This window comes from Leyella stercorea (assembly GCF_021531355.1).
Lineage (GTDB): Bacteria > Bacteroidota > Bacteroidia > Bacteroidales > Bacteroidaceae > Prevotella.
Genome location: NZ_JADYTS010000003.1, coordinates 34,319 through 46,623, shown reverse-complemented (window position 1 = coordinate 46,623; position 12,305 = coordinate 34,319). Strand labels below are relative to the sequence as shown.

The 12,305-nt window shown below is 52.4% G+C and carries 9 protein-coding genes; 4 read left to right on the top strand and 5 right to left on the bottom strand.

Features of this window, described 5'->3' with window-relative positions; genetic code table 11:
- The first annotated feature begins 16 nt into the window (after nucleotides 1-16).
- Both I6E38_RS01710 and I6E38_RS01705 read left to right on the top strand, forming a co-directional pair.
- The gene (locus tag I6E38_RS01710; RefSeq protein ID WP_235392373.1) at nucleotides 17-1,315 is read left to right on the top strand and encodes a DUF2851 family protein; all 1,299 of its coding nucleotides are present in this window, start codon (nucleotides 17-19) and stop codon (nucleotides 1,313-1,315) included.
- A 29-nt stretch (nucleotides 1,316-1,344) separates the two neighbouring features.
- A complete protein-coding gene (locus I6E38_RS01705; RefSeq protein WP_235392372.1) occupies nucleotides 1,345-2,259 on the top strand; it encodes a glutaminase in 915 nt (304 codons plus the stop codon).
- Between the two features lie 119 nt (nucleotides 2,260-2,378).
- On the opposite strand, the gene I6E38_RS01700 is transcribed toward I6E38_RS01705, so the two are convergent.
- Genes I6E38_RS01700 through I6E38_RS01690 form a run of 3 tightly spaced genes read right to left on the bottom strand, consistent with a single transcriptional unit; the run spans nucleotide 2,379 to nucleotide 6,444 of the window.
- A complete protein-coding gene (locus I6E38_RS01700; protein WP_235392371.1) occupies nucleotides 2,379-4,046 on the bottom strand; it encodes a hypothetical protein in 1,668 nt (555 codons plus the stop codon).
- A 5-nt stretch (nucleotides 4,047-4,051) separates the two neighbouring features.
- Nucleotides 4,052-5,080 carry an HlyD family secretion protein gene (locus tag I6E38_RS01695; protein WP_235392370.1) on the bottom strand — a complete coding sequence of 343 codons (1,029 nt, stop codon included), beginning with the start codon at nucleotides 5,078-5,080 and terminating at the stop codon, nucleotides 4,052-4,054.
- A gap of 56 nt (nucleotides 5,081-5,136) precedes the next feature.
- Nucleotides 5,137-6,444 carry a TolC family protein gene (locus tag I6E38_RS01690; RefSeq protein WP_235392369.1) on the bottom strand — a complete coding sequence of 436 codons (1,308 nt, stop codon included), beginning with the start codon at nucleotides 6,442-6,444 and terminating at the stop codon, nucleotides 5,137-5,139.
- Nucleotides 6,445-6,633: 189 nt separating this feature from the next.
- On the opposite strand from I6E38_RS01690, the gene I6E38_RS01685 reads away from it, so the two are divergent.
- Both I6E38_RS01685 and I6E38_RS01680 read left to right on the top strand, forming a co-directional pair.
- Nucleotides 6,634-7,488 carry a helix-turn-helix domain-containing protein gene (locus I6E38_RS01685; RefSeq protein WP_235392368.1) on the top strand — a complete coding sequence of 285 codons (855 nt, stop codon included), beginning with the start codon at nucleotides 6,634-6,636 and terminating at the stop codon, nucleotides 7,486-7,488.
- 724 nt (nucleotides 7,489-8,212) lie between these two features.
- Entirely contained in the window at nucleotides 8,213-8,449 is a 237-nt protein-coding gene (locus I6E38_RS01680) for a fibrobacter succinogenes major paralogous domain-containing protein (RefSeq protein ID WP_235392367.1), read from the top strand.
- A gap of 223 nt (nucleotides 8,450-8,672) precedes the next feature.
- On the opposite strand, the gene I6E38_RS01675 is transcribed toward I6E38_RS01680, so the two are convergent.
- Nucleotides 8,673-11,135, bottom strand: a complete 2,463-nt coding sequence (locus I6E38_RS01675) for a glycoside hydrolase family 2 TIM barrel-domain containing protein (RefSeq protein ID WP_235392366.1) — start codon at nucleotides 11,133-11,135, stop codon at nucleotides 8,673-8,675.
- 113 nt (nucleotides 11,136-11,248) lie between these two features.
- On the bottom strand, nucleotides 11,249-12,298 hold the full coding sequence (locus I6E38_RS01670) for a glycoside hydrolase family 53 protein (RefSeq protein WP_235392365.1): 1,050 nt from the start codon (nucleotides 12,296-12,298) through the stop codon (nucleotides 11,249-11,251).
- Between the last annotated feature and the right edge of the window lie 7 nt (nucleotides 12,299-12,305).

Below are 12,305 nucleotides of genomic sequence, written 5' to 3'. Positions count from 1 at the left end.
ATCCTAAACCGAATCTATGGAACAACTACTGCACTATATATGGAAGCACCGCATAATGCCGCTGCATGAACTGCGCACCACCGACGGAAGAACGGTGGAAATCATCGATCCCGGACTGCACAACACGCATTCGGGGCCCGACTTCTTCAACGCCAAGCTGCGCATCGACGGCACCATGTGGGTGGGCAACGTGGAGATACACGAGCGCTCAGCCGACTGGTTTATGCACTCGCACGACCAAGACCCGGCTTATAACAATGTAGTGCTGCACGTGGCATCGGTGATAGATGCCGACGTAGTTACTGCCGACGGCTCGCGCCCGCCACAAATGGAGCTGCACGTTCCGCCATATATCATGCAGAACTATCGCCGTCTGCTTGCAGCCGACCGCTATCCACCGTGCCGCAACACGGTGATGCAGCTGCCACGGCTCACCGTCCACTCATGGATGAGCGCCCTCGGAGCCGAGCGTCTTGCCGACAAGTGTGCCGCCATAGAGCAGCGCGTCCGGGCGTCGGGCGGGTCGTGGGAGCAGGCGTTCTTCGCCACCATAGCACGCAGCTTCGGCTTCGGTGTCAACAGCGAGGCGTTCGAGCAGTGGGCAGCGCAGTTGCCCTTCATGCAGGTGGCACACCATCGCGACGACTCGTTTCAGGTCGAGGCACTGTTCATAGGCTTTGCCGGTCTGCTCGACACCGAAGCCATGACCGACCGTCAGCGTACTGCTGCCACTGCCGACCCCTACTTCGTGCGTCTCAAAAGCGAGTGGGAATATCTCGCCCATAAGTTCTCGCTCACAGCCATGCCGCGTCAGACGTGGCGTTTCCTGCGTCTGCGTCCGCAGAACTTTCCCTATATACGTCTTTCGCAACTCGCCCAGCTATACTGCTCGCGCCATGCCGACCTGAGCCGTATCGTCACCTGTGCTTCGCTAAGCGATATGCGCGAAGCGTTGCAAACCGAAGTAAGTTCCTACTGGCGCACCCACTACACCTTCGGCAATGAGTCGCGCTCTAATGCCAAGCATCTCTCGTCGGCATCCATCGACCTGCTCATTATCAACGCCATAGTGCCCATGCTCTACGCCTACGGTCGCCATCGCAAGGACGAACTGCTCATGGCACGCGCCAACGATTTGCTCCAGTCGCTACCGCCCGAAGACAACACCCACATACGCCTATGGCAAGAGTGTGGCATAACAGCCGACAACGCCGCCGACACCCAGTCGCTCATACAACTGCACGCCCGCTATTGCGAGCGCAAGGACTGTCTGCGATGCAGGTTCGGATATTGGGAACTGCGCTCCAAACAATAAACGTTACCTAACAAAATAATACTGGAAATATGGACTACCAACCTTTATTAGAGAAGATAAGAAAAGAGATTGAGATATACGCTCACGAAGGCAAACAAGCCGATTACATTCCGGCATTGGCAAATGTCAATCCCGACCAGTTTGGACTCTGTCTACGAATGCTCGACGGCCGAACCTATCGTCTTGGCGAATCTGATGTGAAGTTCTCCATACAGAGTATAGCCAAAGTTTTCTCGCTTGCCATAGCCTTAAGCATTTTGGGCAAAGAGCTATGGACAAGAATAGGTAAGGAGCCGTCTGGCTCGGCTTTCAATTCGCTTGTACAATTGGAATACGAGCACGGCAAGCCTCGCAATCCTTTCATCAATGCCGGTGCCTTGGTCACTGCCGACGTTATTCTGACGCATATCGACAACCCGAAAGAATTCTTCATTGAGTTTGTACGCACTCTCGCCGGCAATCCCAACATCAACTACTCCGAGGAAGTGACGCGTTCGGAGATGAGTTGCTGCTATCTGAATGCTTCCATAGCCTATCTGCTGAAGCATCACGGCAACTTGCAGAACAACGTTCACGACGTTCTGCAATTCTATTGTACGATGTGTTCGGTAGAGATGAGTTGCGAAGACCTTTCGCACGCTTTCTTGGCTTTTGCCAAGAGCAACGAACCGTTCTCGCACGCCGGTGTCAATCTCACCGTATCAAGAGTGAAGCGTATCAATGCCATAATGCAGACCTGCGGCTTCTACGATGAGGCAGGCGACTTCGCGTTCCTTGTCGGACTACCCGGCAAGAGTGGCGTGGGTGGAGGCATTGCAGCACTCTATCCCTCACGCTACTCTATTGCGGTATGGAGTCCGCGACTCAATTCAAAGGGCAACTCCATCATGGGAATAAAGGCATTGGAGTTGTTCACGTCCGAAACTGAAGAATCAATATTTTGAAAGAATTTTTTAGTTGAGAATTGAGAGTTGAAAGTTGAGAGTTATGAAATGATTTGTTATACAAAGTCTTTTTCTATTTATTATCAAAAAAGGTAATCATAACTTTCAACTCTCAACCCTCAACTCTCAACTCTCAAACTCCGCCGCAAGTGGCGCAGCCGCTTCAGCCGTCGCTGTCGTTGCACACCGCGCAACACTCTCATTCCCACTACGGGCCATGCCGGAATGTGCTTCACCTGATGGCGTACCATCGGGATATCCCACAACAGCATGAGGACAGCAAAGAAGAGTCCGGCTATCAGAGTCCATCCGAACATAATCTTGACGCTTTGCGCCAGAAATCCCTCCACAATACCATTCATCATCTGCGGAAAGTCGACCGCCCTGGCACTCATGCGCACGCTGTCGACATAACCCGAACAACGGGCAAATCCGTCGGCAACGTAATACTTCATGCCACGTCCGTGCAGCGCCGCACCGACGAGTCCGCCGACAAACATGTGCAGCACGTTGAACACCGACAACGCCTGGAAGAAGTGTTCGAACGACATGATGGCATGCAGACACCACATAAAAGAAATGCACAGAACGGCGTAGCTGAATCCGCGCCAGAGGATTGGTATGCGCAGCTGTTCGATGCTGATGTTGGAGTCGACGAGCACGTAGAATCCGCCGGCATAGATGCAGAACGCCACCAGCGCCAGCGCTATCAGCTTGTACACATTCCATCGCATCAGCTTGAGCCAGCCTATCGAGAACAGACATCCTGCCACAATGCCCGGCAGCGACCACTGGTTGAGCGCCTCGTAGGTATGGTCGGCGTAGTGCATCACCTCCTCGTAGTACACCATTTCGAGCACATGCTCGCACGAGAAAAGCGCCTCCACCACTCCGATGAGCAGTATGACGGGCACCACATTGTGATAGGTCCACATGGCAGGTTCGATGTACGGCTTGGGATGGTGCATCATGCGTTGCAGACACACGGCGAGTGTGATGAGCATAGTGCCCATGACAAGGCGGAAGTCGGACGAGTGCCACCAGTCGAGCCAGTCGCCATAGTTGAGCAGCCAAGCCACCTGCAGCCACAGCGCACACCACAGCAGCGCACCCATCCAGTCGATGCCCTTGAGCGGAACAATCTGCGGCATGGCGTGGAAGGGCCACGTCAGCAGCGCCTGCACAAGCAGAACGACGAGCATCAGCGCCATGACGAGCCAGTGCATGTAGGTCCAGTGCATGTCGAAGGCAAACCATGCGGCAAGATAGCCAGCCACCTCAATGGAGCTGAGCAGAATGATGTGCAGTATAGGGAAGAAGACGCCGAAGTCACGCTTGGGCGTCATCCACAGCTGAATGTTCGACATACACTCGAAGGTGCCTTGTATCTTAGCCATGCCGCACACCACACACAGCGCCCACAGCAGCGGCAGCGGCATACGGAATGTTGCCAAAATATTGCACACTACAATCACGGCGGCAGACATCATGAGCAGCAGCTTGTTGCTGAAGCGGAACTTCATGCGGAAGAGTACGGGGAAGTATAGCGCCATACCGATGAGTGTGGCGTATAGACACATCTGCACGTCCTCGCGCATTATGCCCCACTCGCCCACTATATTGTTCATTGCACCCAGATACATGCCGTTGGACAGCTGGAAGCAGAACGCCAGAACGACGTATATCCACGGCCTTATCCACTTGGGCACAAAGTCGTGATACATGGGCATGGCGAACGTCATGGGAGGTCCGCCAGCCGCATGCTTGTTATTAGTGTTGTTGTCCATAGGCGCTATTTGTTGACAGTACATTCCACGTTCATGCCTGCACGCAGTCTGGCTATGTTCGCCTTGTCGCCTTTAAGATGTATGCGCACCGGAATGCGCTGCTCCACCTTGACGAAATTGCCCGTTGCATTGTCCTGCGGAATCACGGAGAAAGCCGAACCCGTAGCGTCGCTTATGCGCTCCACGGTGCCCTCAAACTCTACGTCGGGCACAGCGTCCGCCTTGATGCTCACCTTTGCTCCGAGGCTGATACCGGGCAGTTGGGTCTCGCGATAATTTGCCACTACCCACAGTTCGGAATTGTCCACGATGTCGACCATGGCCTGACCGGGCTGCACGAGCTGCCCTACATGTATGTTCTTCTTGCCCACCACGCCGTCGGCTGTAGCCGTGATGACGGTGTACGAGAGGTTGAGTCGGGCGAGCTTGATCTGTGCCTGCGCCACGTCGATGGCAGCCTTGTTCTGCGACAGACGATGGCCCTGCTCCTGCTCGACACGGTTCAGTGTGGCACGGCTGCGCACCACCTGCTCATAGCGAGCCTTGGCAGCGAGATAGTTGGTGTGTATCTGGTCGTACTGCTGCTGTGTCACAGCGTCGGCTTTGAGCAGTTGGGCGTAGCGCTGGTCGTCCTGGCGTGCGTTGTCGAGCCGTACACGAGCCTCGTCTATGCCGGCATCCGACACGCTCATGTTCTGACGTGTCACGCCGATGCCCGAAGTCGTGGCCTCACCGCCAGCCATTTCGCGCTGCAAGTTTGCCTCGGCCTGCGCCAGCTGAAGGCGGAACTCGCTGTCCTCAATAATCACGAGAGTGTCGCCCTTGTGTACGGGCTGATATTCGTTAAATCGTATCTCCTTGATGAATCCGCCCACACGTGTGTTGACGGGTGTGATGTGCTGCTGCACGGTGGCGTTGTCGGTGAACTCGCCGTCGCCGAAATGCACGAAATGATTCACCACAAGCCATGCTCCGATGAGCAGCAGTACGAGTACGAAGATGTTGTATATGGTTCGCAAAAGTTTCTTGTCCATGTCGTTATTGTTATTTTATTGGTGTTGTCATTATTGTTTGTTTCCTACCGATATTTTTATATGTTTCCTGCCACATAGCGTACGTTGTAGTAAGTATAGGCTATGTTGATGCGTGCGTTCACTTCCTGCAGTTCGGCGTTGAGCTTTATGTTCGACGCGTCGATCATGTCGGTGATGAGTGCCAGCTGGTTCAGATAGCGATTGTTCACGACCTGATAGTTCTGCTGTGCCAGCTCCACACTCTTCTGCTGAGTGCGCAGTTCTACAAACGATTGCTTGTGCATTGTATACGCCTGCTGCATGTTGTTGTTGACAGTTTCGGCGGCAACGCTGTGGGCGGTGTTGCTCAGTCGCAGCTGCTCCTTGGCTCGGCGAATGGTCTTGTTGGCCTTGAAGAGCGAACTGAGCGAATATTTCACACCCACACCTACGTACCATATATTGAAGTTCTTGTCGATTGGCGGAATGTCGTAAGTAAACGGTCCGGCGAAGTTGTCGGCTGCTACGACGGCTATCTTGGGCAGGAGTTCGCTCTTGCTCAGCTTCAGCTGCTGTTCAGCCATCTTCACGTCGATAGCCGTCTGCTGCAATACGGGCGAAAGATTAGCTGCTTCGGTTTGCAGCAATTGCTCCGAATCGAGGTTGTCGCCAATGGCTTCAAGATTCATGTCGGGCACAATGTCAACATCAGTAAGCCCGAGCGTGTTGCAAAGTTGGTGGTTTGCGATGCCCTTCTGGTCCTCCAGGCGTCGCTTGCCGAGTCTGAGCGACTCCATTTGCAGCTCGTATCGTGTCACGTCGTTCTTCAGTGCCATGCCCTGCTTCTGTCTTGACTTGATGTCGTCAATCAGTTTTGAGGTCAGCGTGATGTTGCTGTCGTACACTTTGATGCCGTTGCTGAGTTTCATCAGCTCCAGATACTGTCCAAGAGCGACAAATCGCATCTGGTTGCGAGTCATCTGTACTGAGTTCTCGCTACGTGCCTTCTGCAGTTCGGCGAGTCGTATGCCGCTATTTATGGCTCCGCCTGCATACACCACCTGCTGCGCCTCAAGCGCAAAGGAGTTGCCGAAGTGGGGCTGTGTTATGCCCTTGGCGTTTGAGAAGTCGCGGTCGGTCATGAGCACGTTGCCGTTGTAGCTTGCCGACAGCGATGCGTTGATGTCGGGCAGGCGCTTGCTCTTGGCCTCCTCCACGGCACGGCTGGCTACGTCGACGCCCGTCTTCTGCGCCGTGAGCACATTGCTGCCGCTCTCAATCAGACTGAATAGTTGGTCAATTGTCATGCTGCGCTGTGTCTGAGCCATGCCACTTCCAAACGAAAACAGACATACGCAGACAGCGCATAATAATCTTTTCTTCATTATTACGATGATGCTTAAAATAAAAATACATTGATTTTGCGAGTGCTAAGTTACGCATTTTCGCAACGCAAATGATTTATGAAATATCCACAGGAATGGGATATTTCGGAACTATTATGCCGTTTTATCATCTAAAATAGCGATATTTGCAGCATAAAACAGAATACTCGCATCTGATTATTTACATATATGGAACTGAAGGATATAGAAATGCGCCCCAACCGCCAGGCTTCACTCAAGACGCGCAGTCTGGACGAATGGCTGGGCGAGTACGTAGTGATCGACTACGGAATGATTATGCTATGCAGGGAGGGCGAGGCTGACATCAGGGTGAACTTCACGGAATGGCGGCTGAATCCCGGCGCGGTGATAACGCTGTTTCCGAGCGACGTGGTGTCGATAACAAGCAAGAGCGAGGAGTTCAAGGCGGAGACGCTGCGCTATGCCGCCTCGCTGCTGCGCGAAGCCAGTCTGCAACTGGAGCATACCGTATACTCCGAACTGAAGGCCGACCGTTGCCGTACCGAGTCGGCCACGCTGACAAGCATCGTGAGCAATATGTTCGCACTGCTACGTATGTACTTCGAGCAGGAGGGCTGCACCTGTCTCGACCAACTGGTGCTGCTGCAGCTGAAGGCTTTCTTCCTCGGATTCTACGACTATCTGTATCGCAACCCGATAAAGCGCACTACGGATAACGGCACACCACGCACCAAGGAACTCTTCAACCGATTTATGCGCGAACTGGAGCACCGCTACCGCGAGTCGCGCGACGTAAGCTTCTACGCCGAACTGCTCAACATCTCGCCCAAATACCTTAACATGGTGACGCAGCGCATCACCAGCCACACCATCAAGACTATTATCAATCAGTATGTGGTGTTGCAGATAAAGCAGTCGCTCACCACCGAGGAGAAATCCATAAAACAAATAGCTTGGGACTATCACTTCAGCGACCTATCGTTCTTCTGCCGCTACTTCAAGCAGCACACGGGCATGACACCGCAACAGTTCAGAAGGAGGGCGTGTCAGAATAGGAGTTAGAGGAAGTTAAGAAGAAGTTAATCCATCTACGATGAATGGAAGTTAACGGACAAATGCTTTGTCTTTCAGCAATTTATACATATGTCCGCTAACTTCTATTAACTACGGGCAAAGCCCAAACTTCCTCTAACTTCTGTTTTGACACACTCTCCTCCTACACAAGCTTACAAATCATACCACTCCCCTCCCTACGGGGGAGGGGCAAGGGGGTGGGGCTTCATGCAAATATTGTACAGGCAGTAAAAAAGTGTTACAAATGAAAAATCGATTATAGAGATTGGAGAGAGCGTTTTTAGTGGTTTTTACTGTGCCCGACACCACCCTACTCCCAATTCGGAGCTTCTTTCACTTCCAAATGTAGTCCTTTTGCTATGCAACTGTAGCCCTTTTGACTTCTAAAAGGACTACAGTGAGAAGGCAAAAGGAGTCCCGTTGAAACAAAAAGAAGCATTTTTGCTTCGCTAAAAATTGTCCGCCGAAGCCGCAAACATTATAACTTACTGACTATAAGCCACATAACACAAATCGCTCAAAACTCACGAATTCCGAGCCAAGGAATTCCTTGTGCGTTCAACTCGTAGTTTTGAGCGATAGAAAATGCAAATATTGTCATGGAGCAGCGCTCCAAAGTGAGAGGTAGAGGTGTGAAAAACTCAATCATTACGCACATTCCTGGATTGAAGCCCCCAAGACCATTGACGGCACTACATACAGCGTCAGTGGCGTGCTGTGCGTAGCCTCAGCCGACCGCACCAAGCGCGTATTCTTCCCCGCAGCAGGCGACGTACGAAACATACAACGCGAAAGCAAAGGTACACTTTGTGCCTATTGGTCGTCGTCGCTCTACACCACTGACCCAAAGCACGCCTACTATATGTATGTAAACAAAACAAAGGTAGAGACCAAATACAGCGGAGCAAACCGTGCATACGGACTCGTCGTCCGCCCCGTATCAGATTAATCTATAACTCAAGTTTCGTATGTCTTCGACATACTGTCAGTAAACGAGTATACAAGTAAACAAGGAGATTTGCCTTACCAGTTTAAGCCTTGCAAACAACTATTTTTAGAGAAAAAGCATTTCTCCTTGTTTACTTGTATCTTGTCTACTTGTCTACTGCCAGAGCAAGTTCTTGCAAAGCAAGCGGCGAAGCCGAGCGGCAAACTTGCGAAATTTCTCTATATTATTCTACCGTTATCGGTAGTGTTGCCATTGGCATTCCCTCTGCCGACACGCTGAGCGTTGCCGTGCCGTGCTTCAGTCCTTCCACAACAACCACGAGTTCACCGCTGAACAGCGGCATTTCGGTTGAGTTGAATGGCACGAGCGATGTCGCGTCGCCGTTGCAGGCTGCGCGGAACTTGGCAGCGCCCGTCACATGGAATTTCATCTTGTTGGTAGCCGTGGCACACGCATTGCCGTCCTTGTCAACTACCGATACGGTTACAAACGAGAGGTCTTCGCCCTTCGACGAGATGCTGTTGCGGTCGGCTTTCAGCACGATGCGAGCCGGAGCGCCAGCCGTGCGTATCGTCTTTTCTGCCTTAGGCGTGCCGTCGTAGTCGTAAGCCACAACGCGAATCTCGCCCGGCTCGTACTTCACGTTGTTCCAACGCAGACGGTAGCGGTCAAGTCGCGAGCCGAGATTCTTCGTAATACGTCCCTGACTCTTGCCGTTGACGAAGAGTTCTGCCATCGGATACGACGTGTAGCAATACACCGGTGTAGTCTCGCCCTCGCGTCCGGGGAATGTCCAGTGCGGCAGAACGTGCAGCGTAGCGTCGTCCTTGCGCCAGTGTGAGCGATACAAGTAGTAACGGTCCTTGGGCAGACCCGCAAGGTCGCAGATGCCAAAGTAGCTCGAGCGCGACGGCCAATACTCGTCGTAGGGCGACGGTTCGCCCAGATAGTCGTAGCCGGTCCATACGAACTCGCCTATCACATAGTCGCGGTCGTCCTGCATGCGCCAATCATCATCGGGCAGATTGCTCCACGGACAATATTCCACATCATAGCTTGAACATTGTCCATCGGCATATGTCTTCGAGTCGGAAGCCTCAACTGGGAACTTATACACACCACGTGAGCTGACTGTAGAGGCTGTCTCCGAACCAAGGAGGAATCCCTTAGGCAGTTGTTTTATATTTTTGTCGTACTTGTGTACACGATAGTTGAATCCCGGAACGTCCATCACTTGGGCGAAGCCCGATTTCAAGGCATCCTCAGCACGATCCATTCCCTGCGTCACCGGACGTGTAGGGTCGAACTTATGGCAAAGGTCCTGCAAGTGCTTGGAGATATTTCTGCCCTCCTCGCTCCATTGTTCTGGTATCTCGTTGCCAATGCTCCACATTATGATTGAGGGATGGTTGCGGTGGTTGAGCACAAGGTTCTCTATGTCCTTGTCAGCCCACTGCTTGAAGTTGAGGGCATATCCGTTCTTGCATTTAGGATAAATCCACATGTCGAAACTCTCAGCCATCACCATCATACCCATCGAGTCGCATATCTCCATCTGCCATGTCGACGGCATATTGTGAGCCGTGCGTATGGCGTCGCAACCCATATCCTTCATCGTGCGTATCTGTCGGATGAGTGCAGCCTTGTTCACTGCGGCACCTATCGGACCGAGGTCGTGATGCAGACACACTCCCTTTATCTTGCGCGAAACTCCATTCAGCTGAAAACCGTCATACCTTGACACGCTTACTGTGCGTATGCCGACCTTCTGCTGAGTCTGGTCTATAAGCTTGTTGTTGCGATACAGGCGTGTGACGAGCTTATATAGATAAGGCGATTCGGGCGACCATAGCTGTGCATTGTCCACAGTCAGCGTCTTAACCACATTGCCCTGAGCGTCGAAGTCGCCGTGTTTGAACTGCGCCACCACCTTGCCAGCATTGTCGACGAGCTGGTTTTCTATAGAGAGAGTCTTGTCTACATTGTTTATATTGGTACAGATGCTCACCTCAGCCTTGCCGTCGGCAATAGACTCTGTGCGGAAGTAGCAGCCCCAAGGATTGATTGTGGCTGCGTCGGCATTAGTCACGAGTTGCACGGGACGATATATTCCGCCACCGGGATACCATCGCGAACTCTCCTCGCGGTTGTTGAGACTCACGCTAATCTCGTTTCTGCCCTTCTTAAAGTATGGCGCAGCATCAACACGGAAGGCATTATATCCGTAAGCCCAGTGGCCCGCAAGCTTACCATTAATATACACATGAGGGTCTGCCATGGCTCCGTCAAACTCCAGTACAGCTGTCTTGGGCAAGCGCTTCAAGTTGACGGTAGTCTTGTAGAATCCCCTGCCAATCCAAGGCAGAGCACCCGAGCGACCCGACTTCTCCGTCTTCTCCTTCTCGCCGTTCTGCTCAATGGCAACAAACTGAAGGTCCCACTTCTTGTCGAAGGGTCCGTTGATAGCCCAGTCGTGCGGAACAGTGACGGGATTGTAGTTGACGCTGTCGCGCGAGAACTGCCATGTCTTCAGATTGATTGTGCTGCGTTGGGCAGAAGCTGTGAGGGATGCAGCGAGAGAAAGGGCGCAGAAGCCACAGAAGCCCCACCCCCTGCCCCTCCCCCGCAGGGAGGGGAGAGGTATGCTGTTGAGCATGTTAGATATTAATGTATTTAAACGATTCATTGATTATATATTAAATGTTGATTATATATTGAGTATCGATTATATTCGTTAACAACGTATATTCAGTCATTCACAAATGCTAATCATAATTCTGAACTCTCAATTCTGAACTCTCAATTCGCGAAAGCCTTCAGCGCATCAGTCGGTTTGCCGTTAGAGTCGAACGCTCCCTTATTGTATCCGTTCCAGCCGCCGTAGCATTCGGGTTCCCAGTAGAAAATTCCAAGGCATTCAGGCTTTGCCTTGCAGCCGTCCACCATCTTCTTCATCATGGCAGCGGCATTCTCCGAATCCCACGGCATACCAATCTCGCTGACCATAACCTTGCAGTTGTAGCGTGTGGCGAGGGTTGAGATGTTGGCGAGACAGTCATCGGTGGCGGTCTGCCAGTTGTCGTCTTCGGGATAGAGCGACATTCCGATAACGTCCCACTTGGCACCGGCAGACTTCAGCCCGTCAAACATCCATGTGAATCCGCCAATCTCGTTGCCGCGGTCGATGTGGATGATGCACTGTGCATCGGGATAAACCGACTTGGCAGCATCGTATCCAGCATTGTTGAGAGCAGCATAGTTGGCAAAGTTGTTGTTGCTTACAAGGCCGAGCGGCCAAAGCATGCCCACACGTGTCTCGTTGCCTATCTGTATCCACTCCACGTCGATGCCGTTGTCCTTAAGAGTCTTCAGCACGTCGGTTGTATGTGCTGCCACGGCAGCCTTCATCTTGTCGAGGTCGTCCTTGAAGTCGTTCCATGCGGCAGGGATGTTCTGTTTGCCCGGATCAGCCCACGAATCAGAGTAGTGGAAATCAATCATCAGGCGCATGCCGAGGTTCTTTGCGCGCCAAGCTTTGGTCAGAACGTCGTCCTTGGCGTTCCATCCGCCGTCAGGGTTCACCCATACACGCAGACGTACAGAGTTGGTTCCGAGGTCGCGAAGTAGCGCCATACACTCCGTTGCCTTTCCGTTGGCATCGTAAAACTTCTTTCCGTTCTGCTCCATCTCGGTCAGCCAACTCACGTCGGCACCCTTAGCGAAGCCGCTCATGTCGTATGTTTTCTCCTTCTCGGGAGTAGCATTGTCGTCGTTGCTGCAACTTGTGCCTGTTATAGAGAACAGCAAAGCTGATGCCAGCAATAATGTCTTTCCTATAATATTCTTCATTGCTATT